Origin of the sequence: Stenotrophomonas sp. BIGb0135 (genome assembly GCF_024810105.1) — a bacterium.
GTDB classification, from domain to species: Bacteria; Pseudomonadota; Gammaproteobacteria; order Xanthomonadales; family Xanthomonadaceae; genus Stenotrophomonas; species Stenotrophomonas maltophilia_AB.
In genome coordinates, this window is the sequence record NZ_JANUDX010000005.1 from 217,314 (window position 1) to 235,605 (window position 18,292).

The 18,292-nt window shown below is 64.1% G+C and carries 16 protein-coding genes and 1 pseudogene; 11 read left to right on the top strand and 6 right to left on the bottom strand.

Translation table 11 applies throughout. The features are described 5' to 3' along the window. Positions 1-28: 28 nt before the first annotated feature. Positions 29-328, bottom strand: a complete 300-nt coding sequence (locus tag M2421_RS13030) for a type I toxin-antitoxin system SymE family toxin (RefSeq protein WP_259207323.1) — start codon at positions 326-328, stop codon at positions 29-31. A 333-nt stretch (positions 329-661) separates the two neighbouring features. Between M2421_RS13030 and M2421_RS13035 the strand changes: the two genes are divergently transcribed. Beyond that, the gene (locus M2421_RS13035) at positions 662-877 is read left to right on the top strand and encodes a hypothetical protein (RefSeq protein ID WP_259207325.1); all 216 of its coding nucleotides are present in this window, start codon (positions 662-664) and stop codon (positions 875-877) included. 304 nt (positions 878-1,181) lie between these two features. Next, positions 1,182-2,269 (top strand): annotated as a pseudogene (locus M2421_RS13040) (IS3 family transposase). A 234-nt stretch (positions 2,270-2,503) separates the two neighbouring features. On the opposite strand, the gene M2421_RS13045 reads toward M2421_RS13040, so the two are convergent. Next, positions 2,504-3,391, bottom strand: coding sequence for an HNH endonuclease (locus M2421_RS13045; protein ID WP_259207327.1), 888 nt, complete (start codon positions 3,389-3,391; stop codon positions 2,504-2,506). Between the two features lie 555 nt (positions 3,392-3,946). Between M2421_RS13045 and M2421_RS13050 the strand changes: the two genes are divergently transcribed. Continuing rightward, positions 3,947-5,575, top strand: coding sequence for a TIGR04141 family sporadically distributed protein (locus M2421_RS13050; RefSeq protein ID WP_259207329.1), 1,629 nt, complete (start codon positions 3,947-3,949; stop codon positions 5,573-5,575). Positions 5,576-5,669: 94 nt separating this feature from the next. Here the strand turns inward: M2421_RS13050 and aceE are convergent, their stop codons facing one another. After that, positions 5,670-8,357, bottom strand: coding sequence for a pyruvate dehydrogenase (acetyl-transferring), homodimeric type (gene aceE / locus M2421_RS13055; protein ID WP_259207332.1), 2,688 nt, complete (start codon positions 8,355-8,357; stop codon positions 5,670-5,672). A 753-nt stretch (positions 8,358-9,110) separates the two neighbouring features. On the opposite strand from aceE, the gene M2421_RS13060 reads away from it, so the two are divergent. The 3 genes from M2421_RS13060 to M2421_RS13070 all read left to right on the top strand — a co-directional run bounded on the left by M2421_RS13060 (position 9,111) and on the right by M2421_RS13070 (position 11,010). Beyond that, a complete protein-coding gene (locus M2421_RS13060) occupies positions 9,111-9,614 on the top strand; it encodes a PadR family transcriptional regulator (RefSeq protein WP_259207334.1) in 504 nt (167 codons plus the stop codon). Positions 9,615-9,717: 103 nt separating this feature from the next. Then, positions 9,718-10,515: a siderophore-interacting protein gene (locus M2421_RS13065; RefSeq protein ID WP_259207336.1), complete on the top strand. Its 798-nt coding sequence runs from the start codon at positions 9,718-9,720 to the stop codon at positions 10,513-10,515. 57 nt (positions 10,516-10,572) lie between these two features. Then, positions 10,573-11,010 carry a hypothetical protein gene (locus M2421_RS13070; RefSeq protein WP_259207339.1) on the top strand — a complete coding sequence of 146 codons (438 nt, stop codon included), beginning with the start codon at positions 10,573-10,575 and terminating at the stop codon, positions 11,008-11,010. Between the two features lie 920 nt (positions 11,011-11,930). On the opposite strand, the gene M2421_RS13075 is transcribed toward M2421_RS13070, so the two are convergent. The 3 genes from M2421_RS13075 to M2421_RS13085 form a co-directional block, all read right to left on the bottom strand. Next, complete coding sequence (locus M2421_RS13075; RefSeq protein ID WP_259207341.1) at positions 11,931-12,782, bottom strand: hypothetical protein; 852 nt, start codon at positions 12,780-12,782, stop codon at positions 11,931-11,933. 641 nt (positions 12,783-13,423) lie between these two features. Next, positions 13,424-14,137 (bottom strand): YceI family protein, encoded by a 714-nt coding sequence (locus M2421_RS13080; RefSeq protein WP_259207343.1) that lies wholly within the window; start codon positions 14,135-14,137, stop codon positions 13,424-13,426. Positions 14,138-14,224: 87 nt separating this feature from the next. Beyond that, positions 14,225-14,815: a malonic semialdehyde reductase gene (locus M2421_RS13085; RefSeq protein WP_259207345.1), complete on the bottom strand. Its 591-nt coding sequence runs from the start codon at positions 14,813-14,815 to the stop codon at positions 14,225-14,227. A 129-nt stretch (positions 14,816-14,944) separates the two neighbouring features. On the opposite strand from M2421_RS13085, the gene M2421_RS13090 reads away from it, so the two are divergent. The 5 genes from M2421_RS13090 to M2421_RS13110 all read left to right on the top strand — a co-directional run bounded on the left by M2421_RS13090 (position 14,945) and on the right by M2421_RS13110 (position 18,268). Continuing rightward, a complete protein-coding gene (locus M2421_RS13090) occupies positions 14,945-15,916 on the top strand; it encodes a mitochondrial fission ELM1 family protein (RefSeq protein ID WP_259207347.1) in 972 nt (323 codons plus the stop codon). A 73-nt stretch (positions 15,917-15,989) separates the two neighbouring features. Then, a complete protein-coding gene (locus tag M2421_RS13095) occupies positions 15,990-16,211 on the top strand; it encodes a hypothetical protein (protein ID WP_259207349.1) in 222 nt (73 codons plus the stop codon). A gap of 51 nt (positions 16,212-16,262) precedes the next feature. Next, positions 16,263-17,126, top strand: coding sequence for a DUF2145 domain-containing protein (locus M2421_RS13100; protein WP_259207351.1), 864 nt, complete (start codon positions 16,263-16,265; stop codon positions 17,124-17,126). A 63-nt stretch (positions 17,127-17,189) separates the two neighbouring features. Then, positions 17,190-17,711 (top strand): hypothetical protein, encoded by a 522-nt coding sequence (locus tag M2421_RS13105; RefSeq protein WP_259207352.1) that lies wholly within the window; start codon positions 17,190-17,192, stop codon positions 17,709-17,711. Between the two features lie 29 nt (positions 17,712-17,740). Beyond that, positions 17,741-18,268 (top strand): hypothetical protein, encoded by a 528-nt coding sequence (locus M2421_RS13110; protein WP_259207354.1) that lies wholly within the window; start codon positions 17,741-17,743, stop codon positions 18,266-18,268. Positions 18,269-18,292 lie beyond the last annotated feature (24 nt).

Here is an 18,292-nt window from a genome sequence, read left to right on the forward strand (position 1 = left end):
GGCGCACCGCCCGGGTGGGCGCTGCCGCTTAGCGGGCTTGCCGCTGCAACTTCCTGGGGATCTTTGGGGGCACCACCACCGGCCGCTCCACCACCGTGAGGGTAATGCTGCCGTGCGTGGCCTCCACCTTCAGGCGGGCGCCTACGTCGAAGCCGAGCTTGTCCAGCCAGCGGCCGCGCAGCTTGAGGTAGGGAACAATTTCGGTGGGACCGCACTCTTCGCGGTCCGGGTACGTCAGCGCGCCCACACGATAGCTGCGTGCGGGGCGGGCGTAGGGTTTGCGCTTGGGGCGCGCGTCATCGGGTTCGTCTTCCCACGGCGTCAACATGTTGGACCTCCTGCAGGGCTTGCCCTTGCCGGGATGGCAAGGGCGTCGGGAGGTTAGAAACCGTCTAGTAGCAACCGGCGGGCGTATTTCCACGAGGGTGTTGTATTAGCCACCCTCCCGACAAATAGACGTCCAACATTCTGCTACTAGAAGAGTTTCTACGCTCCGATGAACACCATGCGCGTTGGTGCGGAGGATGGGAAATCGCTTGTTCCTGTTGATCTGGCAGGGGTCGGTTGGCGGCGTCTACGGTGCGACGCAACTGGCCCGGTTCAGTCGCAGGCCTTGGGACGGGGTGGCGGCATCCTCTCTGGCCTATCGGGAGGACCACAGATGACCAGGATTGACGGGGATTGGCTTGAGGCATTCGACGAGGCCATGTTGGGCTTCTTCGCTATCGACCATGCGGATGCGGGGATGGATCAGGACCTGTTGGAGTGCTACTCGGACCTGCCGGCCAGGGAGGCTGCGCTGGCGTTTGGGGAGGACCACGAGCTTTGTCGGGTGTATACGTTTTGGCCGCCACCGAGGCTGGTGCTGAGCAGTTGATCGGCAACCAAGCTTGTCGGATCGCTGGGATCTCCTCAGTAGCCTAAGGAATTGGGGAAAATGGCGCGTCTATCGCGGCGCCATGATTGATTGAGGCAGCATATTTCGAATCCTTCTATCGATATGCGAGTCCTGAGTGAAATTGCCTTTCCAGCTTGGTGCTCTCTACAACCGCCAGGCGCAGATCCACGCCCTGCTTGGTGGTCAGCAGCAGGGCGGCATCTCTACGCCGAAAGGTAATCCCCCCGCAGGTTAGCCGCAGCCAGAAGTGGAATTTTCTCGTAACCTAACCCGAGGAGATCCCATGAAGAAATCACGATTCACCGACAGCCAGATCATCGCCGTACTCAAGCAGGCCGAGGCCGGCACGCCTGTCCCGGACCTTTGCCGACAGCATGGCATCAGCTCAGCGACGTTCTACAAGTGGCGCAGCAAGTTCGGCGGCATGGATGCGTCCGTGGTGTCCCAGCTAAAAGAACTGCAGGACGAGAACCGGCGGCTGAAGAAGATGTACGCCGATGCGCGGCTCAGTGCCGAGCTGCTGAAGGAAGCGCTCTCAAAAAAATGGTGAGGCCATCTCAGCGTCGCGAGATGGCCAGACGGGCGGTCCAGGCAGGCATCACCAGTATCGTTCATGCGTGCAGGACGTTCGAGGTGAGTCAGACCTGCTACCGCTATCAGGCCAAGGCCTACCAAGAAAATGCGATCATCGCCGACTGGTTGCTCAGGCTGACCAGCGCCTACCGCGATTGGGGCTTTGGGCTGTGCTTCCTGCACCTACGCAACGTGAAGGGCTTCGCTTGGAAGCACAAGCGCGTGTATCGGATCTATCGCGATTTGGAGCTGAATCTGCGCATCAAGCCGCGCAAGCGCATCGTCCGGGAAGTGCCGGAGTCTTTGGCGGTGCCTGAGGCGGTCAACCAGACATGGTCGATGGATTTCATGCACGACTAGTTGGCTGATGGACGCAGCTTCCGGATGCTCAACGTACTGGATGACTTCAACCGTCAGGGACTGGCGATCGAGGTCGACATCTCCTTGCCTGCGGCGCGCATCATCCGCAGCTTGGAACAGGTCATTCAATGGCGCGGAAAGCCCCGCGCCATACGCTGCGACAACGGGCACGAGTACGTCAGCGGAGCGCTGCAAGCATGGGCCGAGCGGCAAGACATTGCACTGCTCTACATCCAGCCAGGCAATCCTCAGCAGAACGCCTACAACGAGCGCTACAACCGGACCGTGCGTTACGCTTGGCTTGCCAGCAATCTGTTCAATGACATCGAACAGGCCCAGGACATCGCCACTCGTTGACTATGGACTTACAACCACGAGCGCCTAAACATGGCGCTCGGCGGCATCACGCCAATGCAGAAGCTTGCACTGGCAGCGTAGTTCCACTTTTGGCGACCGCTAAAAGCGGGGGGATTGCCGACTGGCAGCGAGTGGAAACGACCACTCGCAAACTGATGCGGCGTTACGAATCGCGGGATTGACCCCGGCCCATCGCCTGACCCTCATCTTGAGAAGCCAGGCTGCCGCCAGTTGGCCGCCCTTGCCGCACGGCATCCAACAAGGATCGACAAGGCATCCCCGACTACGGGTATGCCTGCTGTCGGCGATTCCTGCCTACTTACGCAGCAACTCGGCCCGATGGTAGTTGAGGTACTGGACTTGCGCCGCCGAAAACGGCGCGCGCGGAATCTTCTGAGTAACATCCCACTTCAACCGTACCGCCTCTGGCAATTGCTTGCTCAGAATAAGCCCGCCATCGTCCTGAAAGGAGATGTAGCCACGGTCGAAAAGTCGATCGATGTGGGGAGCCAACAGCAGTCCATTGTTGCCATCGAGACGCTCGCTGTTCTCGCTCTTTGCCCATGGCTTGATGTGGCTAGCGATCAAGAACTTGGCGTCGCTCGTGCCCGTAACGCGGCAAGCTTTCTCAATATCGCTCAACTTCTTTCGGTAGATGCCTTGGCCCTTTCTGGCCATGATTAGCTGTGCCTTCTGGGTCTCGCCAATGTTCCTATCTTCTTTGAGCTCCTTGAGCGGTACCTCGTCTTGCCAGTCACCGAGGTCATCGCTATCGACATTGAGCAGCCCCAGAAGTACTGCAGCCATCGCTTCGGGCACAGGGAACAGGTAGGCCTGATTGGCCTTACCGTCTGCCTTTAGTGGTGAGTACTTCCCCGGGAGGTGCAGCCCAATCTGTTCCATGTGGTCGCTCACCTTCAGTGGCGCATCCACTAGGTGATAGTCGACCGGAACGGCCCATCCATCATTGCGCCACTTGTTGTCCGTCGCCCTGAAGTCCTCGGGGCGATCTTTCGCGTAATGCGCACCGTTGACTATCGCGATGGCCTGGATGCGGGTGTTGGCAAATGCAAAGACCACATCACCTGGCTGTACTTGAGTCATGTGCTCATAGAATGGGTTCGCGTCGCCCCTCACGTTGGTCTTCGGTGACCACAGGTAACCCGCCTTAACGGCCCGATCAAACGTCTGCTTCTGGTTCACCCACCAGTACGCCATCCTTGCTTCCCCTGTCTCATCTGATTGATTAGGCCTATCGGCCTCGAGACGGGATAGTACCCTTCAGTGTCGCAATCGGCACGCTTTCGGTGAGCAAGAGTAAGGCGGGCTCTGTGATTATGCGTTCATACCTGGGTATGCCCGCCCCATCGCTAACAACTCAACCTACATCGCGTCCCCCTCCCCTCCTCTCACCGCTCGCAATGCTCATGAGCAATTGGACTTCTTGCATGCGCGGTGCCGCGGAGAAGATCAATAGATGGAGATCGAACTACACACTTGAGATCTAGAGGTCAGGCCACAAGTCCGGCCGCGGAAGAATCGAGCTGGCAAGTGGGCATGCATTTTAGGTTTTCCGACCACAGCAGCGAGACGGTTCGACCAAGGGAGAGGATCACACTAATCCCAGGCGATATGCCGCGAGAGCTGTAGGGAGAACCGGATTAGGTCCGCAGAGTAGCGTTGACACAACTTAGGATTCGGGGTAAATCACTGAGACAACATTAGCGCAGTCGTGCCATTCATTTAGGGGGATGACACTTGGCAAACACTACTGAACGCAAAGAGAAGCTCTCAATCTATTTAATGAAGGAAGGGAGCTTTACGGCGGACGAATTCGTCAAGCCTGAGCTGGCTGGGCAAAAGTACACATTCAACATCCCGGGGATTGATTCAATTCTCTATGTAAAGCGGGAATCGCCCGCACACGCTCCGATTTGGACACGCATATTCACCGAACATCCTGATGGACCAATAGTTGAATTTGGGAAAAGCAGCAACGTGGGCGCTGTTCTTTACGCAAATCTAGATGGAAGAAGCTTCCTAATTTCTTTTGGCACCGGATTCCACCTTATCAATGGAGAACTTACCGAGAGGGATTTCGGGCTGCGCGTAACCTTAAACGCAGTTGATCCAGAAAAGCTAAGAAGCCTTGACAAGGCTAGCTATGACGATAATCCACTGAATTCCAGGACACAAAGCTCCCTTGAGGTGGACATTTTTGATCTCCAGGCGAATACTGAATCGGACCTAGTTTATGCAGTTACTGGCGCATGCAAAGTTCCGTTACTCGGCACACATATTACTGGTCGAGATGCTCTTACGCTCATGGTGGAGACAAAACTAGACGGCATTCCAAAGATATTAGCAAAGACACTAGAGTTATTTAAATCACCCCTGCCCATCGCCTATTCGTGGATAGACAACGTCGCAAAAGTAAGGGATCCAGACACAATCAAGATTTTGGACCTCCTTCTTGATGACGAAATCTCGAAAACGGGAGGAAATAGCGTCTGGCTAGGAGAGCCTGAAATTGTCAATTGGGAAACAAATTCCGGCTACTCTTTTGACATGTATCCAAGCAGTCCTCGCCACCAGACTCTCTGCATTGATGATCTCCGCGAATACTTAGATTCAAGATCAATTGAATTTAGCCTCGAAGCAATCAAAAGCATCAGCGTACATATAAATGACGAAAATTATAGATCAACTCAAAGCTGGCCTGCCTACAGATGCATTCACGCAGAAATAGCAAATGGCAACGATAGATTTATAATTAGAAATGGCTCGTGGTTCAGGATCGAGGCTGACTTCATTGCGGAAATAGACAAGCGACTCGCCAACGCAAAGGTTCTCCCCAGCTACCTGCCCTCATACTCCTACGCCAACGAGGGTGAATACAACTTACAAGTCTCTAAGACTGTATCAAACATTCATTTAATGGATAAAAATAATGTAAAAACAGGCGGCCCATACGACAAAATTGAATTTTGCGACCTGATCGTCGGGAGCGATAACTTTGTCCACGTCAAGTACTACAGATCATCCGCAACGCTTAGCCACCTGTTTTCGCAGGGAGCGGTCGCTGCAGAGGCATTCCTGAAGGATGAAGATTTTCGTAAAAAATTAAACTTAAAACTACCAACCCATATCGCACTAGTAGACGCAGCAATACGCCCTAATCCGAGCGCCTACACCATCACCTATGCAATAGCCACGTCGAAGACTTTACCTAGCGAGCTACCGTTCTTTTCCAAGGTCACACTAAAGAACGCGATTTCTCACCTTGACGCACTTGGGTTCAATGTTGCATTGACGAGCATTCCACTAGACCCCTCTCTGGGCAATACGAAGAAATTCAAACCCAAAGTCATCAGGAAGAAGAGATAAACAATTCTGCGGGTATAGAAATAGTTAAAACTTCGTTACACATAAAAAGAGGGCGGCCAATGGCCGCCCTTTTCGCATCAACTAACTGACCAGATCAAACCCCAACCGGATTAGCCTTCTCAGGATCAATCTTGTACTGCTTGATCGCCCGAGCCACATCCTTACCCGTCATCTTCCCTTCCTTCGCCAGCGCCGCAATCGCGGCATGCGCGATGTAGTACCGGTCAACCTCGAAGAAGCGACGCAGGTTGGCCCGCGTATCCGAACGACCGAAGCCATCGGTACCCAGCACCGTGTACGACATCGGCACGAACGAGCGGATCTGGTCCGCGTACGCACGCACGTAGTCGGTGGCGGCAATGGCTGGGCCCTGGCGGCCTTCCAGCAACTCGGTCACGAACGCCTTGCGCTGCTCGCCTTCCGGGTGGAAGCGGTTGTAACGCTCCACGTCGAAGCCGTCGCGGCGCAGTTCGTTGAAGCTCGGGCAGCTCCAGATGTCGGCGGTCACGCCGAAGTCCTTGTCCAGCAGCTCGGCCGCGGCAATGGCTTCGCGCAGGATGGTGCCCGAACCCAGCAGCTGCACGCGCAGCTCGCCCTTCTTGGGCTTGCCGGCGTCGGTGAGCAGGTACATGCCCTTGACGATGGATTCGGCAGCACCTTCCGGCATTTCCGGGTGGGTGTAGTTTTCGTTCATCAGGGTGACGTAGTAATACTCGTCAATCTGATCTTCCATCATGGCCTTGGTGCCGTGCTGCATGATCACCGTTACTTCGTAACCGAAGGTGGGGTCATAGCTGCGCACGTTGGGGATGCCACCGGCCACCAGATGGCTGAAGCCATCTTCGTGCTGCAGGCCTTCACCGTTCAGCGTGGTGCGGCCGGCGGTGCCGCCCAGCAGGAAGCCACGGGTACGCATGTCGGCGGCCTGCCAGGCAAGGTCGCCCACGCGCTGGAAGCCGAACATGCTGTAGTAGATGTAGAACGGCAGCATCGGCACGTTGCTGACCGAGTAGCTGGTGCCGGCGGCCATCCACGAGGCGATGGCGCCCGGCTCGCTGATGCCCTGCTGCAGCACCTGGCCGCTCTGGTCTTCGCGGTAGAACATGAGCTGGTCGGCGTCGACCGGCTTGTACTTCTGGCCGAACGGCGCGTAGATGCCGATCTGGCGGAACAGGCCTTCCATGCCGAAGGTACGCGCTTCGTCGGCCACGATCGGCACGATGTGCGGGCCCAGTTCCTTGTCGCGCAGGGTGATGTTGAGGCTCTGCACGAAGGCCATGGTGGTGGAGTAGCTGCGCTCGCCGCTGCTCTTGAGCAGCCGCTCGTAACTTTCCAGCTTGGGCGCGACGAAGCTCTTTTCGGCCTTGCGACGGCGCTGCGGCAGGTAACCACCCAGGGCGGCGCGGCGTTCCTGCAGGTACTTCACTTCCGGCGAATCCGGGCCCGGGTGGTAGAACGGCACCTGGCCATCGGCCAACTGCGCATCGGTCACCGGGATGTTGAAGCGGTCGCGGAAGTGGCGGACGGCATCGTCGTCCAGCTTCTTGGTCTGGTGGGTCGGGTTGAGTGCTTCACCCGCGCTGCCCATGCCGTAGCCCTTGACCGTCTTGGCCAGGATCACGGTGGGCATGCCCTTGGTGTTCACCGCTTCGTGGTACGCGGCATACACCTTGTGCGGATCGTGGCCGCCACGGTTGAGGCGCCAGATGTCGTCGTCGGACAGGCCGGCGACCATCGCAGCGGTCTCCGGGTACTTGCCGAAGAAATGCTCGCGGGTATACGCGCCGCCGAAGGCCTTGCAGTTCTGGTATTCGCCGTCGACGGTTTCCATCATCAGCTTGCGCAGGACGCCGTTGGTGTCCTTGGCCAGCAGGGCATCCCAGTAACCGCCCCACAGCAGCTTGATCACGTTCCAGCCGCCGCCACGGAAGACGCCTTCCAGTTCCTGGATGATCTTGCCGTTGCCACGCACCGGGCCGTCGAGGCGCTGCAGGTTGCAGTTGACCACGAAGATCAGGTTGTCCAGGCCTTCGCGGCCGGCCAGCGCGATGGCGCCGAGGGTTTCCGGCTCGTCGCTCTCGCCGTCGCCGATGAAGCACCACACCTTGCGGTCGGACTTCTCGATCAGGCCACGGTTTTCCAGGTAACGCAGGAACTGCGCCTGGTAGATGGCGGCCAGCGGGCCCAGGCCCATCGACACGGTGGGGGTCTGCCAGTAATCGGGCATCAGCCACGGGTGCGGGTAGCTGGAGAGGCCACCGCCGTCCACTTCCATGCGGAACTTGTCCAGCTGGGCTTCGTCGATGCGGCCTTCCAGGAAGGAGCGCGCATAGATGCCCGGGGCGCTGTGGCCCTGGATGAAGAGCAGGTCGCCGGGGTGGTTGTCGCTGGGGGCGCGCCAGAAGTGGTTGAAGCCCACGTCGTACAGCGTTGCGCCGGAGGCGAAGGAGGCGATGTGGCCGCCCAGGTCGCCGGGCTTGCGGTTGGCGCGCACGACGGTGGCCATCGCGTTCCAGCGGATGATGGAACGAATGCGCCATTCCAGTTCGGCGTTGCCCGGGCTCTTGGCCTCCAGGGTCGGCGCGATGGTGTTCACGTACTCGGTGGTGGGAGAGAACGGCAGGTACGCGCCCGAACGACGGGTGAGCTCCACCATGCCTTCCAACAGTTGATGCGCGCGCTCAGGGCCCTCGACATCAATTACGGCCTTCAGCGACTCGATCCATTCCTGGGTTTCCACAGGATTCGGGTCGTTGTTCAGCACCTCGTTCAACCAGTTCATTTGCGCTCCCATGACCGCACGCACGCGCGCGACTGTTTTAGATTTCTAGCCGCAAAGTGTAGCGCACCAAGGGGTTTGCTTACTTCGCTACGGGTGCGTATGGAGGCGGAGGGGGCTGTCTTTGGGACAGTGGGGGACAGGTGGGTGGGTGCACGATGGTGGTTCCACGCGGTGTTTTGGCTGCGGTTCGTGCGATGGCCGGGGCGTTGGAGGGGGACACGGCGGGCGTGTGGGGCGTTTGCGGGATGCGTGGATGGCGGGGTCGGGTGGGTGTGGAACAGGGGCGTTTTGGCGAGGCGTTGGTAGTGACTGTTCCATGCGGGGTACGCACCGTCGCGGTGGCGGTCGTCGGGGAGCGCCGCGCTGCGCGCGGTGAGCCGGGCATGGCCCGGCTCTACCGGGTGGGTCGTGGGGTCACCGGGGGGCGGAGGATCACGGTTATCAGGGGATCACCGGGGCCGGGAAATCACAGGGGCGGGGATTACAACTGGATCGCGTGATTACCAGTAGGTCGGGCAGGAATCTCGCATGGTGGCGCGATCGCGCGTGGAAGGCGCAGTGACGGCGGAACGCGTGGCCGGAGCGTGAGGCGGTGACGCGGGAATGGCCTGGCGGAAAGCCGCAGGTCGTGCGGTTCGCCCAAGTGTCGACGTCTGTCGATTCACCTGAACGCATCCCTGCCGTGCGCGCGCCGCTGCTGGCCGCGGGCGGGTTTTCGATATATCGTTACGCCATCACATTCGATATATCGAAATGACCACTCCGCGTGACCTCGACCGCCCTGCCCGCCCGCTGACCGCACGCCCGCTCAGCCGCGGCGACCTGCGCCTGCTGGTGCTGGCGTTGCTGGGCGAGCAGCCGCGCCATGGCTATGAGCTGATCCAGCTGATCAGCGACATGTTCGTGCGGGTGTACACGCCCAGCGCGGGTTCGATCTACCCGGTGCTGGCGCAGTTCGAGGCGGCCGGCTGGGTGGGTGCCATCGAGGAAGGCGGGCGCAAGCGCTACCAGCTGAGCGCGCTGGGCCAGGCCGAATTGGCCGGCCAGCGCGAAGAGGTGGACGCGGCGCTGCGCCGGGTGCGCGACAGCGCGCGCACGATCACCAAGGCCAACCTGCCACCGAGCGTGCGCGACGGGCTGCGCGAGCTGAAGGCCGCCCTGGGCCAGTGCCACGGGCGCTGGAACGAGGACAACGCCAGCAGCGTGGCGCAGGCGCTGCGCGAGGCGGCCGCGCACATCCGCGGGCAAGGACGCTGAGATGCCCTCCCCCATTGTTCAACGCATTCGACCCCGCCAGCCCCGGCCAGCCAGGTCTTCCCCCTACGCCGCGCTGCGGCGCATTTGAGTACAGGTGTTCCCCATGGCTTTGCATGAAAACAAGCTGCTGCGTCATACCGTGACGTTCCGCCCCCTGCAGGTGCTGCGCACCGAGGAGATCAGTCCGTGCATGCGTCGGGTGATCGTGGGCGGGCCGGCACTGGAAGGCTTCGACTCGCCCTCGCCGGACGACCACGTGAAGCTGTTCTTCCCCAACGCCGAGGGCCAGTTCGTGGTGCCCACGATGACCCCGGAGGGCCCACGCTACCCGGAGGGCCAGCAGCCCTCGCCCGCCCGCGATTACACCCCGCGCTGGTGGGACCTCGAGGCCGGTGAGCTGGCGCTGGATTTCGTGCTGCACGGGCACGGCGTGGCCTCGAGCTGGGCGGCCAACGCACAGCCGGGCGATGCGATCGCAGTGGGCGGCCCGCGCGGTTCGCACATGACCGCGCGTGATTTCGACACCTACGTGCTGATCGGCGACGAGACGGCGCTGCCGGCGATCGGCCGCTGGCTGGAGACGCTGCCGGAGGGTGCCAATGCGGAGGTGTATATCGAGATCCCCGAATCCGGCGACCGCCAGGAGTTGCCGGAGGACGACCGCATCCGGGTGTCGTGGCTGGAGCGCAATGGCTTCGACGCGTCCAGCAGCACGCTGCTGGAGGATGTGTTCACCGATTTCGAGGAACCGGAGGGCGATACGTTCTACTGGATCGCCGCCGAGTCGCGCCGGGCGCGGATGATGCGCAAGTACATCGAGGGCCACCTGGGCGTGCCCAAGGAGTGGATCCGCTCGACGGGCTACTGGAAGGCCCACGCCGACGAGCACGACGGCGACTGAGCCGCGACGGGCACCGGCCACGGATGCGACAATCGCGTTTTGGGCCGGTGCCTTTCCATGCAAGCAGTTTCTTCCTCGGCGCTGACCGACCTGATCGACCGCGCCGAGCGCGCCGACCCCGCCCTGGATGCGGCCTTGAACGCGCTGGCGCCCTCGGTGGCCGGCAACGTGGCGCCGCTGCGCGCAGCGCTGGTGCCGCTGGCCCAGGCGCAGTTCGCGCTGGTGCAGGCCACGCTCGATATCGGCCTGGTGGCCGATGAGCTGCGCCGGTACCAGAAGTATGCGGCGCCGGGTAAGCCGAGCCTGCAGATCGTGCTGCTGCGCAAGCAGCAGGCGGCGGTGAAGCAGGCCTCGCTGATCGCCCGGCAGGGCTACGCGCAGGCCACCCACGCGTTTCTACGCGACAGCGGATTGACGGCACCGGCCCGGCGGGTGCCCACCGATTTCACCACCGCGTGGCTGGGCAAGGTGGTCGCGGCGGTGGCCGCAGGCTGACCGCCGCTTACGGCGTAGGTAGAGCCGGGCCATGCCCGGCTGGCGGTGTGCGTGACCCGGAACGGAGGGCAGCCGAGCATGGCTCGGCTCTACCGTGTGGGCGCGTCGGGTTTGCGTTGGGCGGTGTGCATCACCCTTGCGTAGCAGGTAGAGCCGGGCCATGCCCGGCTGGCGGTGTGCGTGAGCCGGAACGGAGGGCAGCCGAGCATGGCTCGGCTCTACCGTGCGTGGACGCGTCGGATGTGCGTCGGGCGGTGTGCATCACCCTACGCGTCAGGTAGAGCCGGGCCATGCCCGGCTGGCGGTGTGCGTGAGCCGGAACGGAGGGCAGCCGAGCATGGCTCGGCTCTACCGTGTGGGCGCGTCGGGTGCGCGTCTGGCGGTGTGCATCACCCTTGCGGAGCAGGTAGAGCCGGGCCATGCCCGGCTGGCGGTGTGCATGAGCCGGAACGGAGGGCAGCCGAGCATGGCTCGGCTCTACCGTGCGTGGGCCCGCCGGGTGTGCGTTGGGCGGTGTGCGTCACCCTTGCGGCGCAGGTAGAGCCGGGCCATGCCCGGCTGGCGGTGTGCGTGAGCCGGAACGGAGGGCAGCCGAGCATGGCTCGGCTCTACCGTGTGGGCGCGTCGGGTGCGCGTCTCGCGGTGTGCATCACCCTTGCGGAGCAGGTAGAGCCGGGCCATGCCCGGCTGGCGGTGTGCATGAGCCGGAACGGAGGGCAGCCGAGCATGGCTCGGCTCTACCGTGCGTGGACGCGTCGGGTTCGCGTGGGGCGGTGTGCATGGCCGTTACGAGTCAGGTAAAGCCGGGCCATGCCCGGCTGGCGGAGTTCATGAGCCGGAACGGAGGGCAGCCGAGCATGGCTCGGCTCTACCGTGCGTGGGCCCGCCCGATCTGCGTCGGGCGGTGGCGGAGAGCTGGTTCAGGCCGCCGGGGTTGTATCGGGTGGTGCCACGCGCATCGTTTGAGCGGGCGGGTTCGTGCCGGTCGGCGCCACCGCCGGGCGGCGCCAGCCGTATCGACGGGCCACGCCGATTTCCAGCAGCACCAGCGTCATGGCGATCAGCAATGGCAGCAGCAGGCCAAGGTAGATGCCGGGCATCATGCTGGTGAGCTGGGCCTTGAGCAGGCGGATGGCGCCCTGGGTGTGCAGCAGTTCGTTCATGCGCATGCCGAGCGCTTCGCGGAAGACTTTCTTGTCTACGCCGCTCACGCCGGCCGCTTCCTTGGACAGACTGTCCTCCACCCACTGCGACATCAGCGCACTGCGCACGTGGTCAACGCCGCTGCGGGTCCAGCGTTGGAGGGTGCCCTCGCCCTGCAGATAGCCGGCGCCGGGCAGCGGGTGGTCGGCCAGGTAGTCGTCCACCACCTGGCGGGTGACCTGGTGCACGGTGGCATCGCTGCGCATCAGCGTGGCGAGCGCGGGGTCGTCCAGGGAGCGTTCGATGTCCACCATCCAGCCGGCGACGAGGGTCTGCAGGTGCGGCTGGAAATGGTCGATCTGCTTGTAGAGGGCGCGCTGCGCGCCGGCAGTGAAGCCGAGCTGCAGGCCGGTGGCGCAGAACAGCAGCGGCAGCAGTACCACGTAGGTGGCCAGCGTCCAGTGGTGCCAGCGGTTGCGCCGGGCCAGCCAGCCGCGACGATGCATGGCCAGCCAGGTGGCGATGCCGAGCAGCAGGCCGATAAACGCGCCGAGCACGGTGCCGCCGACCAGGTCGAGCAGGCTGAGGCCGGTCCAGAATTCCATCATCCAATACTGTGCGTCTTGCACGGGGTGCTCCTTTGCGCGGGGGCGCGTGAAGCGGGGAAGTGTACGAGATGCGGATGCGTGGCTGCCGCAAGGCACACGGTGCGCGCGTAGAGCCACGCCATGCGTGGCTGCCGCAAGGCACACGGTGCGCGCGTAGAGCCACGCCATGCGTGGCTGCCGCAAGGCACACGGTGCGCGCGTAGAGCCACGCCATGCGTGGCTACCGCAAGGCGGACGATGCGCGCGTAGAGCCACGCCATGCGCGGCTACCGCAAGGCACACGATGCGCGCGTAGCGCCGCGCCATGCGTGGCTGCCGCAAAGCGGACGGTGCGCGCGTAGAGCCACGCCATGCGTGGCTGCCGCAAGGCGGACGATGCGCGCGTAGCGCCGCGCCATGCGTGGCTGCCGCGAGGCGGGCGGTGCGCGCGTAGAGCCACGCCATGCGTGGCTGCCGAGAAGCGGACGGTGCGCGCGGAGCGCAGCCACGCATGGCGTGGCTCTACAGGGCGGGGACGGTCGTCGAGCACCGGTGTGGCCCGGCTCGTCGAGCACGGCGCGGGCCGGATCACGCGCAGGGCGCCGGCGACACGCTGCGCCCGTTGCGCAAACAAAAAGCCCGCCTTTCGGCGGGCTTTCTGCTGTTTCTACATCCGCGACCGATTACGCAGCCGGCTTTTCGCCGGTGGCTTCGGTGGTGATGCGGATGGTCACTTCATCGCTGACGTTCGGGGCATACGCGCCCACGCCGAAATCGCTGCGCTTGATGGTGGTGGTGGCATCGAAGCCGGCGGCCGGCACCTTGGCCATCGGGTGTTCGCCGCCGCCGTTGATGGTGACATCCAGGGTCACCGGCTTGGTGATGTCCTTGATGGTCAGGTCGCCGGTGACGGTGAGCTTGTTGGTGCCGTTGGCTTCAACCTTGGTGCTCTTGAAGGTGGCGGCCGGGAACTTGGCGGCGTCGAAGAAATCGGCGCTCTTCAGGTGCTCGTCGAACTTGGCGGTGAAGCTGTTGAGGCCGGTCAGCGGCAGCTTCACTTCCACGGTGGACTTGCTGACGTCGGCGGCGTCGTACACCAGGGTGCCTTCGGCAGCGCCGAAGTGCGCGGTCGGGTGCGAGAAGCCGAAGTGGCTCCACTGCGCCAGCACGTCGGTGTGGCTCGGGTCGAGCTTGTAGGTGCCCGAGGCGATCTTGATGGCTTCTGCGGCGGGGGCAGCAGCCGGGGCAGCAGCCGGGGCATCGGCCGCCGGGGTGGTGGCGGCAGCGGCCGGGGCGGCGTCGGCAGCCGGGGCAGCGGCGTCATCGGCCGGCTTGGAGCAGGCGGCGATGGCCAGGGTGAGGGCCAGCGGCAGCAGGAGTTTGCGGGTCATGGTCATGTCAGGTCTCTCTCGAAAGCGAAGGGAAGAAAAAAGGTCGTGCAAACAGCCCGTCCGCGCGGACGGGCCAGGGTCCGGCGGGAACGCTTATTCGATGCGGGCCGCTTCGTCGAAGCTCAGGCGAGGCAGCCGCGGGAACAGGCCCGAGGCGTCACCGTACCCCAGATTGACGAGGAAGTTGGACTTGATGGCGGTGCCCTTGAAGAAGGCCTCGTCGACCTTGGCGTTGTCGAAACCGGACATCGGGCCAGCGTCCAGACCCAGCGCGCGGGCGGCCAGGATCAGGTAGGCGCCCTGCAGGCTGCCATTGCGGAAGGCGCCTTCGGTGCGGGCTTCACGCGGGCCGTCGAACCACGCCTTGGCGTCGGTGTGCGGGAACAGGTAGGGGAGCTTTTCGTGGAAGTCTTCATCGAAGGCCACGATCACCGTGACCGGGGCGGCCAGAGTCTTGTCGTGGTTGCCCTCGGACAGCGCCGGGGCGAGCTTGGCCTTGGCCTCCGGGGAGGTGACGAACACGAAGCGCGCCGGGCTGCCGTTGGCCGCGGTGGGGCCCCACTTCAGCAGTTCGTACAGCGCCTTGAGCTGGCTTTCTTCCACCGGCTTGTCGAGGAAGGCGTTCTGGGTGCGGGCGGTACGGAACAACTGGTCGAGCGCAGCATCGTTGAGTACGTTGGACATGAAGCCTCCGGAGGACAGGGGAACCTGGGCGACATCGGCTACCGTTACCAGGCGGCCGCGCGATCGGCGAAGGCTGGCAGTGTAGAGTGTCGCGACAGTTGCAACACCCAGCCTGACTGAAACGAATTAATGCCATACGTGAAACGATCGAGTCCGCCCTGGACGATCACTGACGGCCGTGCCGGCAATGTGCGGCAGGCGGTGGCGCTGGCCTCCGCATTGAAACTGGGGGCGCACCAGCCACTGGTATTGAGCCCGCGTGCGCCATGGCGCTGGCTGGCGCCGCGCTGGCTGCCGGGCGCCGCCGACGGCTTCGGCGAGGGCTTCCGGCAACTGGCGGACATGCCGCCGCCGCTGGCCATCGGCTGTGGCCGGCAGGCCGCCGGCGCGCTGCGCGAACTGCGCCGGCGCGGCAGCCAGGTGGTGCAGATCCTCGACCCGCGCATCAGCGCGCGCCACTGGGACCTGCTGGTGGTGCCCGACCATGACCGCCTGCGCGGCGACAACGTGCTGACCCTGCTGGGCAGCCTCAACCCGGTCAACGATGACTGGCTGGCCTGCGGGCGGGCCGCGTTTGCCGCGTTCAGTGCGCTGCCCGGGCCGCGCACCGCGCTGCTGGTGGGCGGGCCTACCCCGCACGCGCCGTGGCACGAGCCGGCGATGGTGCAGGTATTCCAGCAATTGGCCGCGCAACTGCGCGCCGAGGGTGGCAGCCTGCTGGCGACCACCTCGCGGCGCACGCCACCGGCATTGGTGGGCGCGCTGCGCAGTGCGTTCGCCGAGCTGCCGCATGTGATCTGGGGCGACGGTGGCGACGGAGTGAACCCGTATGCCGGCCTGCTGGGCTGGGCGAACCGGGTGGTGGTGTCGCCCGATTCGGTGAACCTGCTTTCGGAGGCCTGCGCCACGCGCATGCCGGTGGCGGTGGCCTTGGCCGACCAGGCACAGGGGCGATTGGCACGGTTCCAGCAGGCCCTGCGCGAACGCGGGCGGCTGCAGTCGCGCTGGCTGGACTGGCACACTGACGGCCGTATCGAACCGTTGCGCGAGACCGCGCGGGTGGCCGCGCAGGTGCGTGCGCGCTTGGGCCTGACGGGCTGACGCTGCGATGGACACGCTAGCGATCACGCGACGCGCGCGCTAGATTCATACCCCCATGGAATGGAGAACCCGCATGCGCATGTGGATGTTGTCGGCGTCGGCCCTGCTGCTGACCGCCTGTTCGAGCATGGAGACCGCGCAGGACCCGCTGTCCTGGCACTGTCAGCACCAGGTGGACGCCGCGCGCGAACAGCCCGCGCTGCGCGATCGCAAGGGCGAACGACCGCCGCTGCCGGTCGCACCGATCAGCGCCGACTGTGAACGGGAAATGCGCCGGGGCGAACCGGCACGCTGAGCGCGGCGCTATGATGCGCGCGCGGCACGGTGCCGCTGGAGAAATGCCGCCATGGACGACGCCCGCCCTGCGCTGATCAACCGCCTGTACCCCGCCGTGCTGTGCGCGGCGCTGCTTGCCAGCGCAGGCATCGCGCAGGCTGAGCCGCAGTGCGTGGAGCGCTACCCGACACCGGCGGCGTTGGCCTCGATGTTCGACGTGGCGCTGGCCACCACCGAGCGGCTGGACGCGCTGGAGGATGTGGACGTGGTGCTGATCGCACGCGGCGGCCAGGACCTGAGCAAGTACGGGTTGCGCCACAGCCATGTGGCGTTCCTGCTGCGCGAGGACGATGGCCAGTGGCGCGCGGTGCACCTGCTCAACCCGTGCAAGACCGCCGATTCGCAGTTGTTCCGCGAAGGCGTGGCCACCTTCATCGGCGAGACCTCCGCGCATACCGACCTGCGCATCGGCGTGCCCTCGCCTGCGCTGCGCACCGCGCTCAAGGCGATGCTGACCAAGCCGGCGATCCAGGCGCGCGCCCTGCACGAGGCGCGCTACAGCGTGGTGGCCTACCCGTTCAGTACCGAGTACCAGAACTCCAACCAGTGGGTGCTGGAGGTGCTGGCGGCGGCGCTGGCGCAGATCGAAGACGACACGCTGATCGTCAACCGCACCCAGGTGCAGGCCTGGTTGAAGCAGCACCAGTACCGGCCCAGCACGCTGCACATCGGCGTGGCCAAGCGGCTGGGTGCGCGTTTCTTCGTGCCCAATGCGGCGGTGACCGACCACCCGGCCAGCGAGCGCATCTCGGGCAATTATTCGGTGGTGACGGTGGAATCGGTGTTCGATTTCGTACAGCAGCAGAAAGGCCTGCAGATGGAACTGCCGATCGCACACGTGCCGGTGCAGGGCATCACCGCGCCCAAGCCCTGAGCCCACGCACGCCGCGCGTTACCCGCATACTGCCCCCTCTCGACGCACCCCAGGAACTGCCCCATGACACGGATCTGCCGCCTCGTTGTTTCCCCGTTGCTGGCCGTTGCGCTATGCGCCACCAGCGTGCCGGCGTCGGCCCAGCTGTTGACGGGCAACAAGCACCCGGTGGCAAGCAGCGTCATCGTGACCTCGGTGGTGAGCGTGGTGGTGGTGACTGCACCGATCTGGCTGGTCTCGGCCGGGGTGAGCAAGGCCGGCGATGTCTCGGCCCGGCGCAGTCGCGCGCGCGCCGAGGCGAAGAAGGCCAAGCCGCTGCCACCGCTGACGGTGGAGAAAGTGGAGCGCACCACCGAGGGCGGCGTGCAACTGGAACTGCAGAACCCGCAGGCGCCGGACGAACCGGCGGTGCTGGCCTGGCCGGCAGGGGCCGCTACGTCGGTGAACGCGGTGAAGGTGGGCGATGTGCTGGACTTCACCCCCACCCAGGGCGGCGCCGGCTGGAACGTGGCCAATGCCGAGGGCACGACGCTGGCGTTCCTGCCCACCGACCCGGACGCGGCGCAGCCCAGCGCGCGCTGGTAAGCCCCTCCTCCGTACCCAGGAACCACGTTATGAAACGGCCTGCCCCGATCTCCCTGTCGCCGCTGCTGGCGCTGGCGTTGCTGGCCACCGGCCTGCCCGCCGCGGCCCAGGACCTCAGCCGTGCTTCGCCGGTCACCAGCAGCGTGCTGACCGCCTCGGTGGTGAGCCTGGCGGTGATCACCGCGCCGGTGTGGCTCAGCGCGGTGGGGGTGAGCGAGCTGCATGACGCCTCGATGCCGCACAACCGGGCCGCGCGGGCCGCGAAGAAGCACAAGGCCGGCCCGCTGCCACCGCTCACCGTGGAGCGCGTGGCGCAGCAGCCAGACGGCGCTTACCGGGTGGACCTGAAGAACCCGCAGGCACCGGATCAACCGGCCGTGGTGGAGTGGCCGGCGCGCGCCGACAACCCGGCCGCCGGCGTCAACGTGGGCGATGTACTGGAGTTCACCCCGACCCCGGCCGGTGCCGGCTGGATGGTGGCCAACGCCGACGGCGAGGCGCTGGCGTTCCTGCCCACGGACGGCGCGGCGGCCACCAGCATGAGCGAACGCTGGTAGGTGAACCGGCCCGGGCTGGCCCTG